General features: G+C 61.4%; 26 protein-coding genes. 19 read left to right on the top strand and 7 right to left on the bottom strand.

Annotation, left to right across the window (positions count from 1 at the left end; genetic code table 11):
• Positions 1-62: 62 nt before the first annotated feature.
• The 4 genes from C5L12_RS09445 (at position 63) to C5L12_RS09430 (ending at position 5311) form a co-directional block, all read left to right on the top strand.
• Positions 63-1586 carry an MDR family MFS transporter gene (locus tag C5L12_RS09445; protein WP_105371779.1) on the top strand — a complete coding sequence of 508 codons (1524 nt, stop codon included), beginning with the start codon at positions 63-65 and terminating at the stop codon, positions 1584-1586.
• A gap of 43 nt (positions 1587-1629) precedes the next feature.
• The gene (locus C5L12_RS09440; protein ID WP_105371778.1) at positions 1630-2640 is read left to right on the top strand and encodes a ligase-associated DNA damage response exonuclease; all 1011 of its coding nucleotides are present in this window, start codon (positions 1630-1632) and stop codon (positions 2638-2640) included.
• Complete coding sequence (locus C5L12_RS09435; RefSeq protein WP_105371777.1) at positions 2640-4271, top strand: cisplatin damage response ATP-dependent DNA ligase; 1632 nt, start codon at positions 2640-2642, stop codon at positions 4269-4271. Before C5L12_RS09440 ends, C5L12_RS09435 begins: the two co-directional genes overlap by 1 nt.
• 86 nt (positions 4272-4357) lie before the next feature.
• On the top strand, positions 4358-5311 hold the full coding sequence (locus C5L12_RS09430) for an alpha/beta hydrolase family protein (protein ID WP_105371776.1): 954 nt from the start codon (positions 4358-4360) through the stop codon (positions 5309-5311).
• Positions 5312-5935: 624 nt separating this feature from the next.
• Here the strand turns inward: C5L12_RS09430 and C5L12_RS09425 are convergent.
• A complete protein-coding gene (locus tag C5L12_RS09425) occupies positions 5936-6589 on the bottom strand; it encodes an outer membrane protein (protein WP_105371775.1) in 654 nt (217 codons plus the stop codon).
• 124 nt (positions 6590-6713) lie between these two features.
• On the opposite strand from C5L12_RS09425, the gene C5L12_RS29050 reads away from it, so the two are divergent.
• Together C5L12_RS29050 and C5L12_RS29045 are read left to right on the top strand one after the other, a co-directional pair.
• Positions 6714-6992, top strand: coding sequence for a LysR substrate-binding domain-containing protein (locus C5L12_RS29050; protein ID WP_205839323.1), 279 nt, complete (start codon positions 6714-6716; stop codon positions 6990-6992).
• Positions 6993-7026: 34 nt separating this feature from the next.
• Complete coding sequence (locus C5L12_RS29045) at positions 7027-7320, top strand: LysR substrate-binding domain-containing protein (protein WP_280952518.1); 294 nt, start codon at positions 7027-7029, stop codon at positions 7318-7320.
• A gap of 7 nt (positions 7321-7327) precedes the next feature.
• Here the strand turns inward: C5L12_RS29045 and C5L12_RS09415 are convergent, their stop codons facing one another.
• On the bottom strand, positions 7328-8212 hold the full coding sequence (locus C5L12_RS09415; protein WP_105371774.1) for an NAD(P)/FAD-dependent oxidoreductase: 885 nt from the start codon (positions 8210-8212) through the stop codon (positions 7328-7330).
• A 136-nt stretch (positions 8213-8348) separates the two neighbouring features.
• On the opposite strand from C5L12_RS09415, the gene C5L12_RS09410 reads away from it, so the two are divergent.
• From C5L12_RS09410 to C5L12_RS09395, 4 genes are all read left to right on the top strand, one after another.
• Positions 8349-8816, top strand: a complete 468-nt coding sequence (locus C5L12_RS09410) for an Rrf2 family transcriptional regulator (protein ID WP_105371773.1) — start codon at positions 8349-8351, stop codon at positions 8814-8816.
• Between the two features lie 73 nt (positions 8817-8889).
• The gene (locus C5L12_RS09405; protein ID WP_105371772.1) at positions 8890-9714 is read left to right on the top strand and encodes a L,D-transpeptidase; all 825 of its coding nucleotides are present in this window, start codon (positions 8890-8892) and stop codon (positions 9712-9714) included.
• Positions 9715-9931: 217 nt separating this feature from the next.
• Positions 9932-10654, top strand: a complete 723-nt coding sequence (locus C5L12_RS09400; RefSeq protein ID WP_105371771.1) for a L,D-transpeptidase — start codon at positions 9932-9934, stop codon at positions 10652-10654.
• A 51-nt stretch (positions 10655-10705) separates the two neighbouring features.
• Positions 10706-11590 carry an aminoglycoside phosphotransferase family protein gene (locus C5L12_RS09395; RefSeq protein ID WP_105371770.1) on the top strand — a complete coding sequence of 295 codons (885 nt, stop codon included), beginning with the start codon at positions 10706-10708 and terminating at the stop codon, positions 11588-11590.
• Between the two features lie 7 nt (positions 11591-11597).
• Here C5L12_RS09395 and C5L12_RS09390 read toward each other — a convergent pair whose 3' ends face one another.
• Both C5L12_RS09390 and C5L12_RS09385 read right to left on the bottom strand, forming a co-directional pair.
• Positions 11598-12800, bottom strand: coding sequence for an MFS transporter (locus C5L12_RS09390; protein ID WP_105371769.1), 1203 nt, complete (start codon positions 12798-12800; stop codon positions 11598-11600).
• A 139-nt stretch (positions 12801-12939) separates the two neighbouring features.
• Positions 12940-13404, bottom strand: coding sequence for a MarR family winged helix-turn-helix transcriptional regulator (locus tag C5L12_RS09385; protein ID WP_105371768.1), 465 nt, complete (start codon positions 13402-13404; stop codon positions 12940-12942).
• A gap of 137 nt (positions 13405-13541) precedes the next feature.
• Between C5L12_RS09385 and C5L12_RS09380 the strand changes: the two genes are divergently transcribed.
• Positions 13542-13964, top strand: coding sequence for an organic hydroperoxide resistance protein (locus tag C5L12_RS09380; RefSeq protein WP_105371767.1), 423 nt, complete (start codon positions 13542-13544; stop codon positions 13962-13964).
• A gap of 49 nt (positions 13965-14013) precedes the next feature.
• Here C5L12_RS09380 and C5L12_RS09375 read toward each other — a convergent pair whose 3' ends face one another.
• Positions 14014-14472, bottom strand: coding sequence for a MarR family winged helix-turn-helix transcriptional regulator (locus C5L12_RS09375; RefSeq protein ID WP_105371766.1), 459 nt, complete (start codon positions 14470-14472; stop codon positions 14014-14016).
• A gap of 51 nt (positions 14473-14523) precedes the next feature.
• On the opposite strand from C5L12_RS09375, the gene C5L12_RS09370 reads away from it, so the two are divergent.
• The 4 genes from C5L12_RS09370 to C5L12_RS09355 all read left to right on the top strand — a co-directional run bounded on the left by C5L12_RS09370 (position 14524) and on the right by C5L12_RS09355 (position 17147).
• Positions 14524-15276, top strand: a complete 753-nt coding sequence (locus C5L12_RS09370; RefSeq protein ID WP_105371765.1) for a DUF899 domain-containing protein — start codon at positions 14524-14526, stop codon at positions 15274-15276.
• Positions 15277-15319: 43 nt separating this feature from the next.
• A complete protein-coding gene (locus tag C5L12_RS09365; protein WP_105371857.1) occupies positions 15320-15790 on the top strand; it encodes a DUF1579 domain-containing protein in 471 nt (156 codons plus the stop codon).
• Between the two features lie 57 nt (positions 15791-15847).
• Positions 15848-16663 (top strand): VOC family protein, encoded by an 816-nt coding sequence (locus tag C5L12_RS09360; RefSeq protein ID WP_105371764.1) that lies wholly within the window; start codon positions 15848-15850, stop codon positions 16661-16663.
• A 181-nt stretch (positions 16664-16844) separates the two neighbouring features.
• A complete protein-coding gene (locus C5L12_RS09355; RefSeq protein WP_105371763.1) occupies positions 16845-17147 on the top strand; it encodes an alkylphosphonate utilization protein in 303 nt (100 codons plus the stop codon).
• Between the two features lie 21 nt (positions 17148-17168).
• Here the strand turns inward: C5L12_RS09355 and C5L12_RS09350 are convergent, their stop codons facing one another.
• Both C5L12_RS09350 and C5L12_RS09345 read right to left on the bottom strand, forming a co-directional pair.
• The gene (locus C5L12_RS09350) at positions 17169-17366 is read right to left on the bottom strand and encodes a hypothetical protein (RefSeq protein WP_105371762.1); all 198 of its coding nucleotides are present in this window, start codon (positions 17364-17366) and stop codon (positions 17169-17171) included.
• A gap of 71 nt (positions 17367-17437) precedes the next feature.
• Complete coding sequence (locus C5L12_RS09345) at positions 17438-19006, bottom strand: helicase HerA-like C-terminal domain-containing protein (protein WP_105371761.1); 1569 nt, start codon at positions 19004-19006, stop codon at positions 17438-17440.
• Between the two features lie 109 nt (positions 19007-19115).
• On the opposite strand from C5L12_RS09345, the gene C5L12_RS09340 reads away from it, so the two are divergent.
• From C5L12_RS09340 to C5L12_RS09325, 4 genes are all read left to right on the top strand, one after another.
• A complete protein-coding gene (locus C5L12_RS09340) occupies positions 19116-20135 on the top strand; it encodes a YihY/virulence factor BrkB family protein (protein WP_105371856.1) in 1020 nt (339 codons plus the stop codon).
• A gap of 81 nt (positions 20136-20216) precedes the next feature.
• Positions 20217-20606 carry a hypothetical protein gene (locus tag C5L12_RS09335; protein ID WP_105371760.1) on the top strand — a complete coding sequence of 130 codons (390 nt, stop codon included), beginning with the start codon at positions 20217-20219 and terminating at the stop codon, positions 20604-20606.
• 204 nt (positions 20607-20810) lie between these two features.
• Entirely contained in the window at positions 20811-21872 is a 1062-nt protein-coding gene (locus C5L12_RS09330; RefSeq protein ID WP_245422822.1) for a magnesium transporter CorA family protein, read from the top strand.
• Between the two features lie 167 nt (positions 21873-22039).
• On the top strand, positions 22040-23434 hold the full coding sequence (locus C5L12_RS09325; RefSeq protein WP_105371759.1) for a calcium-binding protein: 1395 nt from the start codon (positions 22040-22042) through the stop codon (positions 23432-23434).
• Positions 23435-23459 lie beyond the last annotated feature (25 nt).

Below are 23459 nucleotides of genomic sequence, written 5' to 3'. Positions count from 1 at the left end.
CAAGGTGCGATTGACAATTATATGCTAAAGGCAGATAAAATTTCCTCCATGTGGATTGTCTCATGGATATGACCCGGCCGGCCGGCGCGCCGCTCGTTGCCAGCCACCGCCAGCGCTTGGCGATCTTCTGTTTTCTCCTGACGGCGCTCTTTATGGCGACGCTGGACAACCAGATCGTTTCGACGGCTCTGCCGACCATCGCTGCTGAATTCGGACAGCTGGAACGTTTCGGCTGGGTCGGATCGGCCTATCTTCTCGCCACCAGTGCGACAATGCCCGTCTACGGCAAGCTGGGGGATCTGTTCGGGCGAAAATACGTGATGATCGCAGCGATCGTGATTTTCACCGTCGGCTCGCTGACCTGCGGCCTTGCATGGTCAATGGATTCGTTAATCGCCTCCCGAGTGCTTCAAGGCATGGGCGGCGGCGGCATCATGGTCTCGATCTTCTCCATCAACGCAGATCTTTTCGAAGCGCGCGAGCGGGCGAAATACCAGAGTTATTCCAGCCTGGTGATCATGGCCTCGGGAAGCGTGGGACCGCTGCTCGGCGGCACGATGAGCGAGCTCTTCGGTTGGCGTTCGATATTCCTGATCAACCTGCCGATCGGCATCATCGCCTTGACCGGCATCCTGCTGCTTCTGCCCTACCGCCGTCCCGTCCGCCGGCCGAAGATCGATTATGTGGGCGCGATCCTGTTGGCAGCGACGGTCACCAGCTTTGTGGCATGGGCAGACAGCGTCACTTTGTTCGGCTCGCTGTTTGCCTGGCAGTCCTTGATGATCGTGGCGTCGGGCATGCTGTGGGCGGCTCTCTGGATAGTCGTCGAGGCCCGCGTGCCCGAGCCGATCGTGCCATTGAAGCTTTTCCGTGATTCCACCTTTTCCTTGTTCCTGATCATCGCCTTTTGTTCGGGTGGCGTCGCGATCGGCATGGTCAATTATTTCGCGCTCTTCCTGCAGACGACAACCGGGCTCTCGCCCTCGAGCGCGGGATTGTTCTTCATCGGCGCGACCTCCGGCATCGTTATCGGCTCCCTGTCGGCGGGCCGGCTGATCTCGATTACGGGGCGCTACAAGCCGTTCGCGATCGCGGGAATGACATTGAACATCGCGGCACTCTTCCTCTTTTCGCAATTGGCCGCGGGAACACCCCTTTCGATCATTTTCGCGCTGATGTTCCTGCAGGGACTGGCGATCGGCTTTGGCCAGCAAGCGCCGATCATCGGCGTGCAGAATTCCGCGCCGCATGACGATGTCGGCGCCGCCACCGGTGCCGTAACCCTGACGCGCATGGCCGGGGCTTCGGTTGCCATTTCGCTCTATGGCGCGATCGTTGCAGCGGGGCTGCGCGGGGTGGAGGCCAATATCCCCGGTGTCGCCGAGATAGGCTCGCTGACGCCGCAAATGCTCCTGGATCTTCCGGCTGCCGCCCGCCTTGCCGTGCAGCATGTTTATGCTGGCGCTTTCACATCCGTGTTCACAACGGCGGCGATAATTGCAGCGGCAGGCCTCCTTGCCGGCCTTTTCCTGAAGCCCGTCCGCCTTCCGCCGGCAGGGCATGCGGATAAGCCCGACGTGAAGTGACGCTGATCTGGCGGCGTGCCATTTTTGCCCTATCTTCAAGGGCATGAAACCAGAGGCCCTGCTTCATCCTACCCCGGCCGGGCTCTTCTGCCCCATCGGCCGTTTTCACGTCGATCCAGTACGCCCCGTCGAACGGGCTTTGATCACCCACGGCCATTCCGACCATGCCCGCGCCGGCCACGCAAAGGTCCTGGCGACACGCCAGACGCTCGATATCATGCGGCTGCGCTATGGCGATGACTTTTGTAGTGGGGAACAGGCAGCCGCCTTCGGCGAGGAGATCGATATCGAAGGCGTCAGGGTAAGCTTCCACCCTGCCGGTCACGTGCTCGGCTCGGCGCAGATCGCCATCGAGAAGGATGGCCTGCGCATCGTCGTCTCCGGAGATTACAAGCGCGGCATCGATCCCACTTGCGCGCCCTTCGTGCCGGTTGCCTGCGATGTCTTCATAACCGAGGCGACCTTCGGCCTGCCGGTTTTCCATCATCCGGACCCCAAGGAGGAGATCGCCAAGCTGTTGACCTCGCTGAAGCAGTTTCCCGAGCGCAGCCATCTGATCGGTGCCTATGCGCTTGGCAAGGCGCAGCGCGTCATCCGGCTGATCCGCGATTGCGGCTATTCCGAACCGATCTTCATTCACGGCGCGCTTGCCAAGCTCTGTGAGTATTATGTCGGCGAAGGGATAGATCTTGGCGACATCCGTCCGGCAACGATCGAGAAGAGCAGTCCCGCAGCCTTCAGGGGCGCTGTCGTGGTGGGGCCTCCGTCCGCATTTCAGGATCGCTGGGCGCGGCGTTTCAACGAGCCGTTGATCGCTTTTGCATCAGGCTGGATGATGGTACGCCAGCGGGCGAAACAGGGTGGTGTCGAGTTGCCGCTCGTCATTTCCGACCATTGCGATTGGCCGGAATTACTGGCGACGATCGAGGAGATCGGCCCGTCCGAGGTATGGGTCACCCATGGCCGCGAGGAGGCGCTGGTGCGCTGGTGCGAGCTGAAGAACATCCCGGCCCGGCCTCTGCATCTCGTCGGCTACGAAGACGAGGGGGATTGATGAAAGCCTTCGCGACACTCCTCGACCGGCTGGTCTTCACCCCCTCGCGCAATGGGAAGCTTACCCTGCTTGCCGACTATTTCCGCGATACGCCGGATCCCGACCGCGGTTATGGCCTTGCCGCGCTGGCCGGCGGGCTCGACTTGAAAGGTGTCAAACCCGCGATGCTGCGCGACCTGGTGTTGGAGCGCATGGACCCGATCCTCTTCCAGTATTCCTACGATTATGTCGGCGATCTCGCCGAGACGATTTCGCTGGTCTGGGATGGTGGCGCCAAGGATACGATCGATGATGAGCACCAGCCGCGTCTCGGCGAGGTCGTCACCCGCATGAACTCGCTCGGCCGCACCGAAGTGCGCTCGGCCGTTCGCGACCTGCTTGACAGGCTTGATCCGTCGAGCCGCTTCGCATTCCTGAAACTCGCGACCGGATCGCTCCGCATCGGTGTCTCCGCGCGGCTTGCGAAACAGGCACTATCCGATATGAGCGGCAAGGACGTGACTGAAATCGAAACCCTCTGGCACGGATTGGCGCCGCCCTACGAGCCTCTCTTCGCCTGGCTGGAGGGCCGGGCGGAGAAGCCGGTGCTCGCAACCCCCGCCATCTTCCATTCAGTCATGCTGGCAAATCCGGTCGAAGAGGGCGACCTCCAAAAGATCGATCCTCTCGACTATGCCGCCGAATGGAAATGGGACGGCATTCGAGTCCAGATGTCCAGCTACAGCGGCACGAAGAAACTCTATTCCCGCTCCGGCGACGACATTACCGGCGCCTTTCCGGATATCGTTGCGGCGATCAATTTCGAAGGCGTCATCGACGGCGAATTGCTCGTCGGCGGCACTGTGCGTTCCAGCAGCCCGACGCGCACGTTTTCCGACCTGCAGCAGCGGCTGAACCGCAAGACGGTAACGGCCAAGATGCTGGACGAATATCCGGCCTTCGTGCGCGCCTACGACCTGCTCTTCCAGGGCGATATGGATATCCGCGCCAGGTCCTTCTTCGAACGCCGCGATCGTCTTGCCGGTATCATAGAGGGCGCGCCGCATGATCGGTTCGACCTCTCGCAGCTCGTACCTTTCACCACCTGGGAGGAACTGGACAGCCTGCGGATCGCGCCGCCCGAGCCGGTCATCGAAGGCGTGATGATCAAAAGGAAGGACAGTCCCTATCAGGCCGGACGGCTCAAGGGGCCATGGTTCAAGTGGAAGCGCGATCCCTACAACATTGACGCGGTGATGCTGTATGCCCAGCGCGGCCACGGCAAGCGCTCGAGCTATTATTCCGATTTCACCTTCGGCGTCTGGGCCGAGACGCCGGATGGCGAAGAGCTGGTGCCGGTCGGAAAGGCCTATTTCGGCTTCACCGATGCAGAGCTCGAAGTGCTCGACAAGTTCGTGCGCGACAACACAGTCGACCGCTTCGGGCCGGTGAGGGCAGTGCGGGCGGAGCCCTGTTTCGGCTTCGTGCTGGAGGTTGCCTTCGAAGGCATCAACCGCTCCACCCGCCACAAATCCGGCGTCGCCATGCGCTTCCCGCGCATCGCCCGGCTGAGACAGGACAAGCTGCCACGCGATGCCGACCGGCTTTCGACGCTGACGGCGATGTTAGGTGCGAAAACGGGACAAGGCTGATCGCCGATCTCAAATCGTTGAATGGACAGCGCCGTGACCGAATGCTGAGATCGCTGAGGGGTTATATTTTTCAGGACTCGGAAAACATGGCAGACGGCCGGAAGACTTCCTTCACGCGTTCTTTCCAAGGGGTGCTCACCCGCCGCGCGTTTCTTGCTGCAAGCTCCGGCCTGTCGGCGGCGGCGCTTCTGCCGGCATCGGCAAGCGCGGTCGCTTTTCCCGTTCCCGAAATGCTGCCGCTTGAAAGAGAAGACTATGCGGACGCCCGCCGGCGCTTTCGGACCGATCTCGTCAACAAAGGGCCATCCCCGGAAAAGTCGGAGCCACTCGGCACGCCGCCCGGTGCAAGGCGCGTCTTCTATCGCGGCGGTCCGGATGGCTCGATCGAGCTGATCGCCTGGCTTTCCCACTACCAGCCGTCGGCCAAATTGAAGCCCGCGGTTGTCTTCCTTCACGGCGGCAATGCGACCGGCGAAGGCCACTGGGAGCTGATGAAGCCCTATTGGGAAGCAGGTTTCGTTGTGCTGCATCCGTCCTTCCGTGGCGAAAACGGCCAGGCGGGTAACTTTTCCGGCTTCTACGACGAGACGGCCGATGCGCTGGCGGCTGCGCGCTATCTGGAGGCCCTACCGGGATTCGACAAGGACCGCCTCTTCCTTGCAGGCCACAGCAATGGCGGCACGCTGGCGATCCTTGCCGCGATGACGCGCAAATTCCGCGCTGCGGCGCCGATTTCGGCCGGCGTCAATGCATGGCGTTTCTTCAGCCGCTACGATCGCGAAATCCGCTTCGATGCGGCTGATCCGAGGGAGTTCATCATGCGTTCTTCGGTCTGCTTCGGCCCGAGCCTCAAATGCCCGACCCTTTTGCTGCGCGGCACGGAAGAACGACCCTTCGACAAGGATCATCAGCTCCTGATCGATCGGGCCCGTTCTGCCGGGGTTTCCATCGACGCCAAGCTCCTGCCGGGAAACCACAATGGCGTCGTCCCCGCCGCTGTGCTTGAAAGCATCCGCTTTTTCAACGAGGTCGCGGCCTGAAGCACGGGCTGTCTTTTCTGCGTTTTCCATGCTGTATTCCGGCGATGGAGACTGCGGCGCGCAGAGCACAGGATCATCGCCAAAGCTCTGTAGCTGATGGATCCAACCTATCTGTTTTCCAACCCATGCTGGTTTGGCGGCGGAACAGCAATCGTGCTTAAGTTGGGAATATCGGCGTTCCCTGGATGTCGATTTTTTAAGCGCATCGGTCGATGGCTATCGGGAGCTGCGCAGCGTTGCGAGGCAGCGGGGACTAAATGCTTTTTCCCGGTTCCCCTAAAAACGCTGAGGGATTTTCGAATCGACCAGTACGGGCAGAGGACAATCCTTCAATTGAAGGACTGCAGATCAAGTTCGGGACGGTCGACATTCTGCTTGACTTCGGGAGCGGATAGATCGGATGGGGCGCCAGCGGCTTTCAGCGGCTTTCAGGGGCTGGAAGCTAGCGACGAGTCGCAGCGAAGACACGCTCAGCCTCTTTAGTCCGGGCAAGGATGTCGATTTCAAAGCCGAGCGTGCCCATCTATTGCGCCACCTTCGCCCATAAAACGTCGAAAGCTAACCCTCAAACAAAAATGCCGAGACCTCGAGAGATCTCGGCATCGATTCGGCAAAACTTTGGGGTCAGAACTTCACACCTAGGCCGACCTTAATAGCGTGCTGGTCGAGGTCCGCGTCGATAGTTCCAGCTCCGAAGTCGAACGTCTTGCTACCGAAGTCGCTGTAACGGTATTCAACTCGAGCGAAGATGTTGTCGGTAAACGCGTAATCCACGCCGGCACCAACTGTGTAACCACTAAACATTTCTTCTTCGGTGCCAAATCCAGGTACACTCACCTCGCCGCGAGCGCCGGTCCAACCAGCAGTGGCGTAAAGGAGGGCATGATCAATGGCGTAGCCAACACGAGCGCGGACTGAGCCTTGCCATTCCGTCTTCGCTTCAGCACCCGCAACGATTTCATCTTCGTTCCAATTACGCTCAAGGTCAGCTTCGATGCCGAGGACGAAGTTATTGGAAAACTGATGATTGTAGCCGACGAATGCGCCAAGGAGGCCACCGTCTAGGTCTGCGTCGAACGTGCCGGCACCACCGGAGATATCAAAGGATCCATCGCCCCATGCGTAGCCACCCTGAATACCAACGTACGGACCCGACCAGGTGAAAACCTGCACTTCTTCTGCAACAGGTGCGGTTGGCACCTGATCAACTGCATCGGCTGCCTGCGCTGCGGTGGAGAGTGCGAGCATAGCAACAGATGTGAAAAGTAAAGAACGCATATGAGACTCCGTCATCTTGATGCTTAACGATAGCTAATTCAGGGGATATTGGCTGTGACTTTTTAACCACACCGACTGGGGGAACGCCTGAAGAACAACCCGCGGCGTTCTGTGTACGCCGATCATGGCAAAACTGGCCTGGGCCTATCCCCGCCTGACGGTGGAGATCCATACCAACGATGCCTTCGTGGATATCGTCGCGCATGGCTTCGATGCTGGCATTCGGCTGGGCGAGGCCGTGCAGCAGGACATGGTGACCGTCCGGCTGACGCCGGCTTTCAAGGCGATCCTTGCCGCATCGCCCGACTACCTGCAGGCGAGGGGGGAACCCGAAGCGATTGCCGATCTGTTGAGCCACAATTGTAGCGGCTTCCGGATGCTGGGTTCGGGCGGGCTATTATGAATGGGATCTCAGCGACCAGGGCAAGGATGTTTCGGTGCGGGCGGCCGGCACCGCCGTGGTGACCGACGCTACCTATGCGCGGGATCTGGCCCTTTCGGGCATCGGCATTGCCTATATCCTCGAACCGTTGGTCAGTTCCGATATTCGCAAGGGGCGGCTGAAATGGGTGCTGCCGGATTCAGCCGTCGAAGAAGACGGCTTGTTCCTTTATTATCCGCGCCGAGCTTCCATGGCGCCAAAAACTGCGCGCCTTCATCGATATCGCCCGGCGGGCATCCGGGCAGCGACGCTTGCCGGTTGCAGGCGAGCGGTTGCCAGTCACACCTGAAGATCTCCTACCTGAAGATCAATGACTGGTGGGTGGCGGCTCCCGCGATATTGCCGTCTCCAACCGCAAGCGCGACCGAACCTGCCGCTCTCGCCGCGTCCCCGCAGGCGAAGACGCCCGGCACGCTCGTTTCCTTGGTAAGGTCGGTCTTGATGAACGGATAGAGGCCATCCTCCTCGAAGTCGCAGCCGAGCTGTTCGGCGATGGTGCTGGCGAGCCGAGGTTTCGGCAGGACGAAAAGCCCGGCAAAGCTGAAGGTGCGGCCATCCTCGAAAACGACATCGGCATGTCCGCTGATCTCCTTGACCCTTGCCGTCTCGATCGTGACGCCTCGCTCATCGAGTTTTGCCTGCTGTTCTGCGTCCGGTGAAAAGCAGCCGTCGAGCATCAAGGTCGTCCGGCCCCAATCCGGCAGCATCAGCGCGTGGTGCATGGAGGCTTCCGAGCTGGCGATCACGCCGATTTCGCCCTGGTCGAGCTCGTATCCGTGGCAATAGGGGCAGTGGAAGGCGGCGCGCCCCCAGCGCTCTGCAAGTCCGGGAATCTCGGGAAGCTCGTCGGTCACCCCGATTGCCAGCACCAGCCGCCGGGCGGAAAGCTGCCGCCCGTCGCTGGTTCGGATGGAAAAGCCTTCGCCCTGTTTTTCCGCCTCTTCCGCCCGGGCATCTAGCCATTCGACCGTCGGGTAACGCAGCAGCTGTTCGCGGGCATCGGCAGCGATTGCGCCCGGAGCGCGTCCGTCCTGGCCGAGAAATCCATGTGAGGTCGCGGCGAACCGGTTTCGGCGCATGCCTTCGTCGATCACCAGGATCCGTCTGCGGGCGCGGGCGAGCTGGAGCGCCGCCGAAAGTCCGGCATAGCTGCCGCCGACAATGATCGCATCGTAGGACATCGTTTGGCTCCTTGAGAATTTCTCGCTACATCGTAAGTTACATGATGTCCCTACGTCAAGAGTTTGTAACTTTGCTTGTTGCATAAGGTTCCATCCGCTAGGATGGGATTTGCCGATTGAAGGAGGGATGAGGTCGATGCGCTATGATGGCCGTCTTTCGCGCATGCTGCACGTGCTGATCCATATGGCCCGGCATGAAGGAGCTGCCACATCCGAGCTGATCGCCCAGATGCTGAACACCAATCCCGTCGTTGTCCGCCGCACCATGGCGGGCTTGAGGGAGCAGGGCTATGTCCATTCCGAAAAGGGCCATGGAGGGGGCTGGACACTGAGCCGGAGGCTGGAGGAGATGACGCTTCTCGATGTCTATCGGGCGGTAGGAGAGCCGCCGCTCTTTGCCATAGGTCCGGCTTGCGACAGGCCGGAATGCCTGGTGGAGCAGGCGGTTAACGGCGCTCTTGCCGATGCTTTTGCCGAAGCCGAAAAACTGCTGCTGGAGCGCTTTGCCCATGTGACGTTGGCAGATATAGCCGCCGACTTCGACAGCCGCATGGTGCGGCATCCGGCGCTTGCCGGGCATCCCGGGTCCGCCTGCTCGTCCTGAAATCTTTTCACCAGCTTCGCGCCAGCCGGGCCTGCCATCCTGGTCTCGACGTCATCTGCCGGAAGCGGGTCCCATGCCATTCTTTTCTCAGCCTTTCCGCCGAATCCCCGGCCTCTCATTCGTATTTGCCGCAGCTGCCGCCTTGGCTGGCTGCCAGGTGCCTTTCGTGACCGACACGAGCCGCATGAACCCGGATGTCTTCGTTCAGGAGACGGCGCCGGTCTTTTACATCCCTCCTTATGAAGATCCCCCGACAAACCAGCCGCCTCCGATGCCGGGCGGAATTCCGCACAAGCGCCAGCTCTACCCGTCGACCTTCCATCAGACCTATGGCCTGCCGGTATCGAACCCGGTGCATCGGACCATGTATGGGGTGATTCGCGACGAGGGGCACACGCTTCCGGCCATTCCCTATTCGCGCGTCGACGCCCGGTATCTGCGCCAGGAGGTCGAATACCGCAGCAACGAGGCGCCCGGAACGATCGTCGTCGATACCCGCCAACGTTTCCTTTATCTCGTCCAGCCGGGCGGCAAGGCGATCCGCTACGGTGTCGGTCTCGGAAAGGCCGGCTTCGGCTGGCAGGGCCGCGGCGTGATCGAACGCAAGGCCAAATGGCCGCGCTGGACGCCGCCGCAGGACATGGTCGCGCGTCAGCCGGAACTCCGCCAGTTCGCCGCTTCCGAAGGCGGCGCCGATCCGGGCCTCAACAATCCGCTGGGGGCTCGAGCGCTCTACATCTTCAAGGACGGCGAGGACACGCTCTACCGTGTCCATGGCACGCCCGATTGGCAGTCGGTCGGCAAGGCCACCTCTTCGGGTTGCGTCCGTATGCTCAACCAGGATGTCATCGATCTTTTCGACCGGGTTCCGTCAGGCACCCCGATCGTCGTTCTCTGAGACAGACCGGCATTTTGACTTGAAGGGCGGCCTCGGCCGCTCTTTTCGTTTTTTGATGCCGCGGGTTTGAAATCCCGTGTGGCGGTCGTGAATAGTTGCCCAAATGCAGCAGGCCTATGGTTGCGGCCTCGGCAGGGGATTCGGAACCTTTCGGACATCCTTCCATTGATTTATGCTTTGTCGTCTGTAGCGTGTTTATCGAACGGTCCTGCCGCACATGATCCTGAACAATTCCTATTCCCGCCGGAGCTTTCTGTCTCTCCTAAGCGCCGGTGCAGCCTCGACTCTGGCCGGTTGCGCGTCGACGGCGCCCGGACGAGGCGATCCGATCGTCGCCTATCGTGACGGCGGCAGCGTTCGCCGGCCCGAAATCCTGCCGGGCAGCTCGGCCGAACTGGATCAGATGTACGGAACCACGGTTGACGGCGGCTTCGTCATCCCTGCCATTCCCTATCAGCAGATCAATCCCCGCTATTATCGCCAGCGGGTCGTGGATCCGACCGGCGAACGGCCCGGCACCGTGGTCGTGGATACCCCGTCGCGCTTCCTCTATCTGGTCGAGCCCGGCGGTTCTGCCATGCGTTATGGCGTCGGCATCGGCCGCGAGGGCTTTTCCTGGTCCGGCGATGGAGTCATCCAATGGCGTCAGAAATGGCCGAAATGGACGCCGCCGAACGAGATGATCGCCCGCCAGCCGGAGCTTGCGAAATATTCGGCGGACAATGGCGGCATGCCGCCGGGGTTGAGCAATCCGCTGGGTGCCCGCGCGCTCTACATCTTCCAGAACGGGCAGGACACGCTCTATCGCCTGCATGGCTCCCCTGAATGGAACTCGATCGGCCGGGCGGTCTCTTCCGGCTGCGTGCGCCTGATGAACCAGGACATCATCGACCTCTACGACCGCGTGCCGAATAAGGCTCGCATCGTCGTCTGGCAGTAGGCCCGCCGCTATGTCTCGTGGCGGAACGAACGGCTGATTGGGTTCCCTGCCATGCCGGAAATAGATGCCGCTCTCGTCAGGACGCTCGTGGCACGGCAATTCGCCCGATGGGCAGACCTGCCGGTGCGGGCCGTAGCGGAGGGCGGCTGGGACAACCGCACCTTCCATCTCGGCGACGCCATGTCGGTGCGCCTGCCGAGCGCCGAGCGTTATGTCGCCCAGGTGGAGAAGGAGCATCGCTGGCTTCCCGCCTTGGCCTCGCAATTGCCGCTGCCGATCCCGGCGCCGCTTGCCCTGGGCAAGCCCGACGCGGGCTATCCGTGGGCGTGGTCGATCTACGCATGGATCGAGGGCGACCGCGCGAGCTGTCACGCGATTTCCGATCTCCCGGCGTTTGCCGAGGAGCTCGCGGATTTCCTGATCGCTCTCCGGAGAATAGATGCCTCGGATGGCCCGCTTGCCGGAGCGCATAATTTCCACCGCGGCGGATCGCTTGCCGTTTATGATGGGGAAACCCGGCAGGCGCTTAATGACTTGGCGGATGAACTCGACGTCTCTCTGCTGACAAAAATCTGGGAGCGTGCGCTGGGTTCGAGCTGGCGGGAGAAACCGGTCTGGGTCCATGGCGATATCGCCGAGGGCAATCTGCTCGTCCGGGACGGGCGGCTTTCCGCGGTCATCGATTTCGGCAGTTCCGGCGTCGGCGACCCGTCGTCCGATCTGGTGATTGCCTGGACGTTGTTTGACGAGCCGGCCCGCAATGCCTTTCGCGCTCGTGTCGGTCTTGATCTGCAGACATGGGAGAGGGCGCAGGGCTGGTGCCTCTGGAAGGCGCTCATCACCATTGCCGAGCATCGGAATGGAGACCGCGAAAAGGCCGATATTCACCGCCGCTGGATCGCCCGGATCGTGGCCGATCCTCTGGGCGGAATCTGATCCGGATCTATCGTGCCGGCTGGCGCGCAGCTGATAGCAGCGGCACGGCGGCGAGGGATGCGAGCGCTATCACCGCGCCGGCGAGGAACGTCGACGTCGAGCCGTAGGTTTCCCAAAGCAAGCCGGCGGCAACATTGCCAAGGATCACGGTCAGGCCGGTCACCAGGTTGAACACGCCGAACGCCGTACCCTTCAGGTTCTGCGGCGCATTGTCGGCAATCAGCGTCGAAAGAATGCCTTGCGAAAACCCCATATGCAGGCCCCAAAGGACGATGCCGGCAAAAAGCATCGGGAGCGTCTGCGCCGTGGCGAGCGCTAGGTCGGCGGCGACGAGGAACACAAGGCTGAGCGCGATCAGGCTTCGGCGTCCGATGCGGTCCGAAAGATAGCCGACGGGATAGGCCGTCAGGCCGTAGACCGCGTGCATGACCACCATGGTGATCGGGATCCAGGCGAGCGAGAGACCGGCTTGCTGCGATTTCAGGAGGAGGAAAGCCTCGCTGAAACGGGCAAGCGTCAACAGGCTCGAGACCCCGATGACGATCCAGACGGCGCGGTTGAGGCGCCCCGCATCCCTGAAGCGTGGCATGCCCTTGGAGGAGGAGGGCGGCTGCTCCGGCTCCGTGACGCCGATGATCAGCAGGGCGACCGCCAGGAAAGCCGGGATCGCGGCAATCCAGAAGATGACGATCATGTCGCCATCGGTGGCGAGCATCAATCCGATTGCCGCAAGCGGGCCGACGAACCCGCCCACCGTGTCGAGGGATTTGCGCAGGCCGAAGCTTGCACCGCGGATCTCCGGCGGCGTCACGTCGGCAATCAGCGCGTCGCGCGGCGTGCCGCGGATGCCCTTGCCGACGCGATCGACGGCCTTGGCCACCACGATCCAGCCGATCGAACTCGCGAGCGGAAAGATCGGCTTGGAAAGCGCGCCGAGCCCGTAGCCGAGCACGGCAAGCGGTTTTCGCCGTCCGGTCCAGTCCGAGATCATTCCCGAAAACAGCTTTGTGATGGTCGCGATCGCAACCGACAGACCTTCGATAAATCCGATCGCTATGGCCGAGGCGCCAAGGCCCGCGACCAGGTAAAGCGGCAACAGCGTCTGGATCATCTCCGACGAAATATCCATCAGCAGGCTGACCACGCCCAGCACCCAGACCGTGCGGGGGATGGCAATGGATTGCCGGGGAGGCGCCGTGTTGGACATCATCAACAGATCTCTTGAAGCAGCGCCGATCCCGTCGGCGGCTTGTCTTGAAAACCAGGACGATGCGCTAAAGGTAGCCTCGGCAGAAATCAAGACATGGAATACAGAGGGGTCCAGGCCCTCCGATCACTCCGCGCGGATGTCAGTCCCTGTCGTCCATGCGTTCGCGAAGCGAAATCAATGCATCCCGCAGCGCTGCGGCCTCTTCCAGGCCGCAACCGATCGCCTTGCCGATCGCTTCGGTCACGTCCAGTGCCTGCAGCCTGAGGTCGGAACCCTTTTCGGTAAGGGAAATTCTCACCAGCCGCTCGTCGTCCCGATCTCGCTTTCGCAAGACGAGGCCACTCTGTTCCAGTCGCTTGAGGAGCGGCGAGAGCGTCCCGGAATCGAGCCCCAGACGGTCGCCGATCGCCTTCACCGGCTGGTCGTCGTCCTCCCACAGCGCGATCATCACGAGATATTGCGGATAGGTGAGGCCGAGCGGCTCGAGCAAAGGCTTGTAGGTGCGCGTGAAGGCGTGAGCTGCCCCATAGATGGCAAAACAGAGCTGGGTATTGAGTTTGATCTCGAATCCCTGAGAAGCGGCAGCTGGCACTTTCTCCTTCATCGGTCCTGACTTCACGCTTTCGTGCTCTATGTTTTTCTCGACTGCATAATCGCAGGCTTGACGGGAATTTGCAATGCGCGTAATTAGATTGTGCGCAATTGAATTGCGGACGAATTACTATAAAGGGAGTATGTAGCATGCCTATTCTTTACACGACCAAGGGCTCCGCCACCGGTGGCCGAGCAGGCCACGGCGCTTCCGAAAATGGCGTCTTGGATGTGACCTTGACGGTTCCGAAAGAGCTTGGCGGCGATGGCGCCACCGGCACCAATCCGGAACAGCTCTTTGCGGTCGGTTATTCCGCTTGCTTCCTCGGGGCTTTGAAAGCCGTCGCCGGCAAGGAAAAGGTGAAGATTCCGGACGACGCCAAGGTGACGGCGACGGTCGGCATTGGCCCGCGTGACGATGGCACCGGCTTCGGCATTGAGGTGTCGCTGCTGGTCGACATTCCGGGCGTCGAGAAGTCGGTGGCCGAAGACCTCGTCGCCAAGGCGCATATCGTTTGCCCCTATAGCCACGCGATGCGCACCTCGACGGAAGTTCCGGTCTCCGTCGCCTGATCCGACCAATTTTTCAGAGAAAGAGCCGGCCGTTGCGCCGGCTTTTTCGTTATTTGACGGCCACCAGCCTCTTGCGCAGGCCCTCCGAGCCGCCGTCTCCGAGTTCGGCATCGATTTCCGCATGCACCCTCTTCCAGATCGGCAGGGCGGCGGACAACATGCTCATGCCGTCTGCCGTCAGTTTCAGCAGCTTGCCGCGCCGGTCCTTCGGATCGTTTTCGGACTTCACCAAACCGCGCCTTTCCAGCACCTTCAAGGCCGCCGTCAGCGTCGTGCGATCCATCGCAAGCACGCTTGCGACCTGGCCCATGGTTGCCGGCTGAGGCCGGTTGAGCGCCATCATCAGCGAAAATTGCCCATTTGTAAGCCCGATGGGCTTCATTGCCGTGTCGAAACGGCGCGCCAGCGCTCGCGCGGCGCGCTGTACGTGAAGGCAGAGGCACGTGTCGCGGACAAGCAGCGTGGTGGAAAAAGGAATCAGTTCGACAGTTTCGGAGTTTGACAGCATAAGTTTAATATGTTGATATCAACATAAATTGTCAATCAGGAGGAGGCTGAAATGGACGTGACCGCATCGCCTAAAAATCCCATTGTATCCCGAGAGGAATGGCTGGAAGCGCGCCGCAAGCTGCTTGCGTTGGAAAAGGAAGAAACCCGCTTGCGCGACAAGGTGCGAGCGGCCCGCCAGACGCTCCCTTGGGTCAAAATGGACAAGAACTACATCTTCGACACCCCGGCGGGTAAAAAGAGCCTTGCCGATCTCTTCGACGGCCGCAGCCAGCTCCTCGTCTACCACTTTATGCTCGGCCCGGATTGGGATGCCGGCTGCCCCGGCTGCTCCTTCCTGTCGGACCACATCGACGGAGCTTTGCCGCACCTGAACAATCACGACGTCACCTGGGTCTCCGTCTCCCGCGCTCCGCTCGACAAGATCGAGGCTTACAAGAAGCGCATGGGCTGGAAATTTCCGTGGGTCTCGTCCTTCGGCAACGAATTCAATTTCGATTTCCACGTCTCCTTCACCAAGGAAGACCTGGCGAAGGAGAAGGTCAATTATAATTTCTCGGCCATCCCGCCGGAGCAGGCGCATGACGAACTGCCGGGTCTTTCGGCATTCTACAAAAACGAGAAAGGCGAGATCTTCCATACCTATTCGAGCTACGCCCGCGGCGGCGAAGAACTGATCGGAACGCTGATGATCCTCGACCGCGCCCCCTTCGGCCGCAACGAGGGTTCGACCATGGATTTCGTCAAACGGCATGACGAATATGAACCGGCCCCGAAGGCGGAAGCTTCATCCTGTTGCCATTAACGGGCGTCATCGTCAGTGATCACAGGGAGGAAAGATCATGGGCATGGAAATGGCCAAACCCCAGGCGGAGCACGGCTTTCTCGAAAAGCTCGTGGGAACCTGGGACGTCACCTCGTCCAGCATGGGTAACGACGAGACCTGGACGGAAGTCGTCCGCTCGCTGAACGGCATCTGGTTCGTCGCGGAAGGCAATGGCGAGATGCCGGGCGGCGGCGGGCCGGCGACGACCGTGCTTACATTGGGATACGATCCGGCCCGGGGCAAATATGTCGGCAGCTGGATCGGCAGCATGATGAACTACATGTGGGTTTATGAAGGTGACGTCTCCGATGACGGCACGACCCTCAATCTCTACACGACCGGCCCGGATTTCGCCGAGCCCGGCAAGATCGGCGAATATCGCGAGCAGATCGTCTTCACCGATCGCGACAACCGCATCTTCAATTCCAGCGTCAAGCAGCCGGACGGCACCTGGAAGCAGTTCATGCAAGCCCGATACGCACGCAAGGGCTGATGCCGGCGCTTAATGACACCGCGTCGGTAGACGCACTAACCGTTTGAGGAGAGGACAATGTTGCAGTCCGTTTCTGGGTCGCGTTCGCAGACCCATGGCAAATTCATCTGGTGCGAACTGATGACGCCAGATACCGACGCATCCGGGAGGTTCTATTCGTCGGTGATCGGCTGGAAGGTGAAGCCGGTCGAAATGCCGGACCTCGAATCCCCCTATTTCCTGTTCGAGATGGGCGAGGGCGACAACTGCCCGGGCGTCGGCGGCATGATGAATTTCCCGCCTGAACTTGAAGGAAAGATCCCGCCGAACTGGACCGGTTATGTCGCGGTCGACGACTGCGACCAGACCGCCAAGGATTTCACCGCCAACGGCGGTCAGGTGCAGCGCGAGCCTGAAGATATCCCAGGCATCGGCCGCTTTGCCGTCGTCGCCGATCCTCATGGCGCCGTCATCTGCATCATGAAGCCGTTTCCGATGGAAAACCCGCCGCAGGAACTGGCACCGGAGGCTGTCGGAAATGTCGGCTGGCGTGAACTTTACGCCGGCGACGGCAACCAGGCCTTCGACTTCTATTCGAAAGTCTTCGGCTGGACCCTCGATCACGACATGGATATGGGGCCGATGGGCGTCTACAAGATCTTCGCCCATAACGGGACGCCGATCGGCGGCATGATGACGCGGCCGGAAAGCGTGCCCATGCCCTGCTGGTGCTACTATTTCAATGTGGAAGCGATCGATGCCGCGGCCTCGCGCGTCACCTTGGGCGGCGGACAGGTTGTCAATGGTCCGATGGAGGTTCCCGGCGGCAGCTGGATCATCCAGTGCATCGATCCCCAGGGCGCCTTCTTCTGCCTCGTGGCACCCAGGCGCTGAGATAGATCGGCCGCCTGTCGGACAGGCTTCGGCCTTATGGCGGAGCTCCAACCTGTCCGCCGTCCGCGTTCTGCGGGGGGGACGGATGGATAGGCTCGTCGCCGTGAGCTTGCGTAGATAGTCCTCCTGCTATAAGCGGCAGGCTATCAAGCGCAAATTCCGGTTTCGGGGACACACGGCCATGGCAGGCGATGACAACGACTACGTCTATGACGAGGTGACAGGCGAATGGCGCCCGGCGTCCGAAATAGCTGCGGCCGCGCAGGCGGCGGCGGAAGTCCGCGACGCTTCGGGAAACCTCCTCAAGGATGGCGATTCCGTCACCCTCATCAAGGACCTGAAGGTCAAGGGCGCGGGGCAAACCCTGAAGCAGGGCACGGTCATCCGGTCGATCCGCCTCACCGACAATCCGGAAGAGATCGACTGCCGCCACGATGCCATCAAGGGCCTCGTCCTGCGAACGGAATTCGTCCGTAAGCGGTAAGCGCCGCTGTTTCCAGAAACTTCATTGCTTGGGATCCTGAGAATTGGCCGGCTCCGGCTTGTTCGCTTCCGGCGCGCTTCGTTGATCTGTCGGCGGCTGCCAGACTTCCTGCTGCCGTTCGCCGCGGATCGACCAATAGAACAGCCTAAGCTTGCGGCTCTGCGGCCGGTTCGGGAAGGTGTCGTCATAGGCCTTGTCGAGAACGGACGGGTTGAACACGACCTTCTGCGCCAGGATCTCGAAGACATGGGATTTGCAACAAGATTCGATCGCGGTTGTATCCGTTGCCTCTACCGCTTCAAGCTCCCCAAAATCCCGCGCACCAGTGCCCGGCCGAGCTGGGTGGCGACGGTGCGGGTGACGCTTTTCATGGCCGCCTCGACCAGCGTCTCGCGCTGGTAGCCGGCGCGGCGCGGCTGGGTGCGGCTCTGCTCGTCGTCCTTGTCGGTGCCGAAGCCCGGCAGGGTCCAGCCGGTCGTTTCGCCGGAGCCTGCGGGCGGGGAGGGGGCGAGTTCGTCCTGCGCCTTTTTCGCGGCGGCCGCATCGGCAGCCGCCTTGGCGCGGGCAGTGAGCATTTCGAAGGCGGATTCGCGATCCAGGGTCTCGTCATAAAGGCCGAGCACGGGGCTCTTGTCCATGACCAGCTGGCGCTCCTGGTCGCTGATCGGCCCGATGCGCCCGGAAGGGGGACGGATCAGCGTGCGCTCCACCATTGAGGGAGCGCCCTTCCCCTCGAGCGTCGAGACCAGCGCTTCGCCGGTGCCGAGATTGGTGATCGCCGTGGCGCAGTCGAAGGCCGGATTCGGCCTGAAGGTATCCGCCGCCGTCTTCACCGCCTTCTGTTCGCGCGGCGTATAGGCGCGCAATGCATGCTGCACCCGGTTGCCGAGCTGGGCCAGCACCGTCTCCGGCACGTCCAGCGGGTTCTGGGTGACGAAATAGACGCCGACGCCCTTGGAGCGGATCAGACGGACGACCTGCTCGACGCGTTCGACAAGCACCTTCGGCGCGTCGTTGAAAAGCAGATGCGCCTCGTCGAAGAAGAAGACCAGCTTCGGCTTTTCCGGATCGCCCACTTCCGGCAGTTCCTCGAAAAGCTCGGAAAGCAGCCACAGCAGGAAGGTAGCGTAGAGCCTCGGGTTCATCATCAGCTTGTCGGCGGCAAGCACCGAGATCTGGCCATAGCCGTTGTTCGGGTTTACCCGCATCACATCGGTGATCTTGAGCGCCGGTTCGCCGAAGAAGTGTTCGGCGCCCTGCTGTTCGAGCACCAGCAGGCCTCGCTGGATCGATGCGACGGAGGCCTTGGAGATAAGGCCGAACTGACCGGACAATTCGGACGCGTTTTCTGCCATGTAGTTCAGGAGCGACGAAAAATCCTTGAGGTCGAGCAGCGGCAGGCCCGCCTTGTCGGCGATCTTGAAGGCGATGTTAATAACGCCTTCCTGCGGCTCGGATGCATCCATCAGCCGGGAAAGGAGAAGGGGCCCCATTTCGGCAATCGTGGTGCGCACCCGGTGGCCCTTTTCGCCGAAGAGATCCCAGAAGATAACCGGGAACTGTTCGAACTCGTAATCCGCAAAACCGATCTGCTCGGCCCGCTTCAGCAGGAAATCCTTAGGCTCGCCCTTGGCGGCGATACCGGAAAGATCGCCCTTGATGTCGGCTGCAAAGACCGGAACGCCGGCCTTCGAAAAACCCTCAGCCAGGATCTGCAGGGTGACGGTCTTGCCGGTGCCCGTGGCGCCGGTCACCAGCCCGTGGCGGTTGCCGAATTTCAGTTCCAGATGTTCCGCCTTGTTGAGCGAATCGTCCGGATTGCGGCTGCCGCCGATGAAGAGCTTTCCCGTTTCGTCCATGCAACTATGCGCTCCCTCGCCGCGTTGTTCGCCAGCTGTTTATAGGATGCGCCGCGGCGGCGGGCAACGGAAACTCGTCCGCCAAACGATGGCGCGGGAGGCTGCAGACATGAGTATCAGCGAATCCATGGCTTCGACCGAAAAGGCGCTGCGCGCCGCAGGCTCCTCACGGTCGGTCGACGGGAGGGGCAGGGAGGCCGAGACCCCCGGCGACATTCCGGCCCGCGGCCTGAAGGATGTTTTCTGGCGCCTTTACGCAGCGATCGGCGAAGACCGGGTGATGCTGATTGCCGCTGGCGTCACTTACTATCTCCTGCTGGCCCTCTTTCCGGCAGCCAGCGCTCTCGTTTCCGTCTATGGTTTCGTCTCCGATCCGGCGGCGATCGCCGACAGGATCTCATTCCTGAGTTCGGTCATGCCCGCCGACGCGCTGAATATCTTCCTCGACCAGCTCCGTGCCTTGACCTCGGAGCGCAATACGACGCTGTCGATCGCGCTGATCGGCGGTTTGGCATTGGCGCTCTGGAGCGCCAATGCCGGCATGAAGGCGCTCTTCGAGGCGATGAACGTTGCCTATGCGGAGCAGGAAAAGCGCAGCCTCGTCCGGCTCAACCTCATCTCGCTTCTCTTCACGCTCGGCGCACTGGTTCTCACCATCATCGTACTGAGTGCCATGGGCGGCGTGCCGGCACTTCTCAGCTATCTCTGGCTCGATCAATGGACGGAGATCATCATCCGCCTGGCCCGCTGGCCGATCATGATGTTGTTCGTGGGCGGCGGCATCATGGTTCTTTACCGCTTCGGCCCGAGCCGCGAGCCGGCCAAATTGAGATGGCTGACCTGGGGTGCGGCATTTGCGACCCTTGCCTGGCTGCTGGGCTCAATTGCGGTTTCCTATTATCTGGCGAATATTGCCGACTACAACGCGACCTATGGTACGCTTGGCGCGCTGATCGGCTTCATGGTCTGGACATGGGTTTCGGTCATCATCGTCATCGTCGGAGCCGAGATCAATGCGGAGCTGGAGCATCAGACCGCCCGCGATTCGACCACCGGCCCGCCCGAGCCCATGGGAACACGCGGCGCTTATATGGCGGATACCGTGGGCGAACCGGCGAGCGACGCGTGAGATTGGTCCGGCGGCCTGTTGGCTTCGGCCGGGACTCTGTGTATTACCTTGACGTGAACGTCAAAACCTGAGGAGAGATTGATGAACGAACTGGTTTCCCGCGTGGCCGAGAATGTCGGCATTGCCCCCGATGTCGCCGAAAAGGCGATCGGCATGATGCTGGGTTTCCTGCAGCGCGAGGCCGATGACGGCGCGGTTGCGAAGATGATCGAAGCGATCCCCGGCGCGCCGGAACTCGTCGCCAAGTTCAACGGCGAAGGCGCCGGAGGCGGTGGTCTGCTGGGCGGCCTGATGGCAAGCTTCGGCGGCGGCGTCATGGCGCTCGGCCAGCAATTGATGAGCCAGGGCCTTGGCATGGGCGAGATCACGGGGCTCGCCAAGGAGACTATGGCTGTCGCCCGCGAGCACGCCGGCGACGAGGTGGTCGACACGGTCGTCGCCTCCGTTCCGGGCCTTTCCCAGTTCGTCTGAGGCAGATGAGCGTCTGCCGGTAGGCCATTGACTTCTGGCGGTTTGAGGCCCATTTCAGGCGCAAAGCGATGCCCGTCCGGGCGTCGCTCTTTCAAAGGACAAACAGAGATGAACCCCGACAGTCGAAGTTCGACGTCAACATACCGACCCGTTTCTTCGGGGCTCTGATCCTTCTCATCAAGGATACGCGCTCCGGAGGGACCGATGGTCCAAAAAGGAGCCGTCATGCTGCGTATCCATGCCTACGACCTTGATCGCCTTGTTCCGGTCGCTTCCGTGCCCGTTGTGGCGCCGACTCCCGTCGCAGTCGGTGCCCTGGCGTCCGATCTGCCGGCCGAAGTGCAGCCGGCCCCCGTCTGGTACGATCTCGTCAATCCCACGAGAGAAGAAGAGCGCACCGTCGGCGAGATCCTCGGCATCGCCGTGCCGACCATGGACGAGATGGAAGATATCGAGTTGTCCGCTCGCCTCTACCAGGAGGACGGCGCCGAGTTCATGACCATGACGGTGCTGATCAGGCCGGATGCCGGCACGCCGCGGAAAGTTCCGGTCACATTCATCGTCAAGGGCCAGGTTCTTCTCACGGTCCGCCATTCCGAGCCGCGCCCCTTCGACGCGTTCATGGCCCGTGCCCGCAAGCCGAATGGGACCGGGCTCCACTGCAACAACGGCGAGCTCATCATGACCGGGCTGATCGAGGCGATCATCGACCGCATGGCCGATACGCTGGAGCGGCTCGGCACCGAGATCGACCAGATTTCGCAGGAGGTTTTCAGCGCCAAGGCGACCAAGGCCAACAAGAAGACCCGCGACCTGCAGGATCTGATGCGCGAGGTCGGACAGAAGGGCGAGTTCATCACCGTCGTCAGGGAAAGCCTCGTCAGCGTCTCGCGCGCCGTCGCCTATTATGCAGCGCTCGACGGCGTCGACCGGAAGCTTTCCAAGGAACTGCGCCAGCGGCTGAAACTCCTGCAGCGGGATGCCACCTCGCTCGGCGATCACTCCGCCTTCCTGTCGGGAAAGATCAACTTCCTGCTCGATGCGACGCTCGGGCTGATCAATCTCGAGCAGAACCAGATCATCAAGATCTTCTCGGTCGCCTCGGTGGTCTTCCTGCCGCCGACGCTGGTCGCCTCGATCTACGGCATGAACTTCGCCTATCAGCCGGAACTGCAATGGCACTACGGCTACCACCTGGCAATCGTCGCCATGGTGGTCTCAATGGCGCTGCCCTATCTCTACTTCAAGCGGAGAGGGTGGCTCTGACCGGCTTTTGCGGAACGGGGAGAGCGTCGACCGCCAGCGACGTGGCGGCCGGACGAAACAAATGTCCGGCCGTGATTGCCGCTTCTTGATCTCCTCATCCGCCGGCCTATGTCGCTTCTGGCTGGGACATCCGCAGATCCGTTTCCCCGACAGCGAAGGACGAGACCATGCCCACTTTGAGCAACGGCAGTGAGCTTGAGATATGGGAAGACACCGACAATCAGAGCCCGGACGCGATCCTCTTCAACATCACTGAAACCGATGGTGACGTGCTCGGACCGGTCGGCGCCCGCACGGATTTTCCTTTCGGCTGGGTCGATCTCGCCTCCGTTGACGTGTTCGAAGGCTTCTTTACCGTCACGACCTTCACCAATGACGGCCGAACGGAGCTCTTCACGACGCTCGAAACGTTCGTATTCGACAACGAGGGCAATTTCATCCGGGCTCTCTCGGCCCAGGCCGCCTATCTTTCGACCGAGGTCATTTCGGTAACCGCGGCCAGCCCGGACGACATCACGGTGACCTGGCTAGGCGCCAACGAATATTATGGCGGCCAGAACACCCAGTATGGTGAGCACCAGATCATTCTGGAAGGCGGCGCGATCGCGCCCGAAACCTTCGTCAACCATGCACCGACCGTCAACGACATGGACTTTCAGCTTTCGCCGGGCGAAACCCTGATCGACGTCCGCTTCAGTGCTTCGGATATCGACTATGATCTCCTGACTTTCGTCGTCGTGGATGGTCCTGATCACGGCACGCTGGAGCAGGAGACGCAATTCGACGAAGGATATTATCCCTTCCCGCAGGGCAGTTATGGCGGCAGCCTGCATCATCATTCCACCTATCTGAACGGCAATGTCTTCGACTATACGCCGGCCGCCGGCTTTATCGGCACCGACACGTTCACGGTTTATGCCACCGATGGCCAGGGCAACAGCAATATGGCGACCATCACGATCACGATCGAACCGCCCGCCGAAGAGATCACGCTCACCGATGCCAGAAATGTCTTCAGCTATGACGCAAGCGATCATCCGGTGCTGCTTGCGGCACTCGGCGGCGACGACCGGATCACCGGCAGCCGGTTCGGGGATCTGATCGATGGCGGAACCGGCAACGACCGTTTGCGCGGCGGTGCGGGCAATGACGAGGTCGTCGGAGGCGCGGGCCGGGATCACCTCTACGGCGACGCCGGCAATGATGTCCTCGCCGGCGGTGCCGGCCGCGATGTGCTCGTCGGCGGGGAGGGACGCGACACCTTCTTGTTCGATGCACCGCTCACACCGGAAAACCGCGACAGGATAGAAGACTTCATCGCTGCCGACGATATGTTCCGGCTGGCGGGTTCGGTTTTCGGCGGGGCCGCACCGGGAGCACTCGATGCCGATGCCTTCGTGGAGGGCAGGCGCGCTTTGGACGAGGGCGACCGGATCATCTACGACGCCTGCTCCGGTCGTCTCTTGTTCGACGCTGACGGCTCCGGCGACGGAGCGGCGGTAATCTTTGCTGCCGTCAACCGCGGCACGGCGGTTGCCGCGGAGGACTTCTATTTCGTTTGAGGATACATACCGTCTCCTTCGCGCG

The sequence above is a fragment of the Neorhizobium huautlense genome (assembly GCF_002968575.1).
In the GTDB taxonomy this organism is placed as follows: domain Bacteria; phylum Pseudomonadota; class Alphaproteobacteria; order Rhizobiales; family Rhizobiaceae; genus Neorhizobium; species Neorhizobium huautlense.
This window is presented reverse-complemented; position numbering and strand designations above follow the sequence as displayed.

What these genes read in the sequence shown, in the direction of transcription:
- C5L12_RS09445 (WP_105371779.1), top strand. Translation starts at nt 63, where the DNA reads ATGGATATGACCCGGCCGGCCGGCGCGCCGCTCGTTGCCAGCCACCGC.
- C5L12_RS09440 (WP_105371778.1), top strand. Translation starts at nt 1,630, where the DNA reads ATGAAACCAGAGGCCCTGCTTCATCCTACCCCGGCCGGGCTCTTCTGC.
- C5L12_RS09435 (WP_105371777.1), top strand. Translation starts at nt 2,640, where the DNA reads ATGAAAGCCTTCGCGACACTCCTCGACCGGCTGGTCTTCACCCCCTCG.
- C5L12_RS09430 (WP_105371776.1), top strand. Translation starts at nt 4,358, where the DNA reads ATGGCAGACGGCCGGAAGACTTCCTTCACGCGTTCTTTCCAAGGGGTG.
- C5L12_RS09425 (WP_105371775.1), bottom strand. Translation starts at nt 6,589, where the DNA reads ATGCGTTCTTTACTTTTCACATCTGTTGCTATGCTCGCACTCTCCACC.
- C5L12_RS29050 (WP_205839323.1), top strand. Translation starts at nt 6,714, where the DNA reads ATGGCAAAACTGGCCTGGGCCTATCCCCGCCTGACGGTGGAGATCCAT.
- C5L12_RS09415 (WP_105371774.1), bottom strand. Translation starts at nt 8,212, where the DNA reads ATGTCCTACGATGCGATCATTGTCGGCGGCAGCTATGCCGGACTTTCG.
- C5L12_RS09410 (WP_105371773.1), top strand. Translation starts at nt 8,349, where the DNA reads ATGCGCTATGATGGCCGTCTTTCGCGCATGCTGCACGTGCTGATCCAT.
- C5L12_RS09405 (WP_105371772.1), top strand. Translation starts at nt 8,890, where the DNA reads ATGCCATTCTTTTCTCAGCCTTTCCGCCGAATCCCCGGCCTCTCATTC.
- C5L12_RS09400 (WP_105371771.1), top strand. Translation starts at nt 9,932, where the DNA reads ATGATCCTGAACAATTCCTATTCCCGCCGGAGCTTTCTGTCTCTCCTA.
- C5L12_RS09395 (WP_105371770.1), top strand. Translation starts at nt 10,706, where the DNA reads ATGCCGGAAATAGATGCCGCTCTCGTCAGGACGCTCGTGGCACGGCAA.
- C5L12_RS09390 (WP_105371769.1), bottom strand. Translation starts at nt 12,800, where the DNA reads ATGATGTCCAACACGGCGCCTCCCCGGCAATCCATTGCCATCCCCCGC.
- C5L12_RS09385 (WP_105371768.1), bottom strand. Translation starts at nt 13,404, where the DNA reads ATGAAGGAGAAAGTGCCAGCTGCCGCTTCTCAGGGATTCGAGATCAAA.
- C5L12_RS09380 (WP_105371767.1), top strand. Translation starts at nt 13,542, where the DNA reads ATGCCTATTCTTTACACGACCAAGGGCTCCGCCACCGGTGGCCGAGCA.
- C5L12_RS09375 (WP_105371766.1), bottom strand. Translation starts at nt 14,472, where the DNA reads ATGCTGTCAAACTCCGAAACTGTCGAACTGATTCCTTTTTCCACCACG.
- C5L12_RS09370 (WP_105371765.1), top strand. Translation starts at nt 14,524, where the DNA reads ATGGACGTGACCGCATCGCCTAAAAATCCCATTGTATCCCGAGAGGAA.
- C5L12_RS09365 (WP_105371857.1), top strand. Translation starts at nt 15,320, where the DNA reads ATGGAAATGGCCAAACCCCAGGCGGAGCACGGCTTTCTCGAAAAGCTC.
- C5L12_RS09360 (WP_105371764.1), top strand. Translation starts at nt 15,848, where the DNA reads ATGTTGCAGTCCGTTTCTGGGTCGCGTTCGCAGACCCATGGCAAATTC.
- C5L12_RS09355 (WP_105371763.1), top strand. Translation starts at nt 16,845, where the DNA reads ATGGCAGGCGATGACAACGACTACGTCTATGACGAGGTGACAGGCGAA.
- C5L12_RS09345 (WP_105371761.1), bottom strand. Translation starts at nt 19,006, where the DNA reads ATGGACGAAACGGGAAAGCTCTTCATCGGCGGCAGCCGCAATCCGGAC.
- C5L12_RS09340 (WP_105371856.1), top strand. Translation starts at nt 19,116, where the DNA reads ATGAGTATCAGCGAATCCATGGCTTCGACCGAAAAGGCGCTGCGCGCC.
- C5L12_RS09335 (WP_105371760.1), top strand. Translation starts at nt 20,217, where the DNA reads ATGAACGAACTGGTTTCCCGCGTGGCCGAGAATGTCGGCATTGCCCCC.
- C5L12_RS09330 (WP_245422822.1), top strand. Translation starts at nt 20,811, where the DNA reads ATGGTCCAAAAAGGAGCCGTCATGCTGCGTATCCATGCCTACGACCTT.
- C5L12_RS09325 (WP_105371759.1), top strand. Translation starts at nt 22,040, where the DNA reads ATGCCCACTTTGAGCAACGGCAGTGAGCTTGAGATATGGGAAGACACC.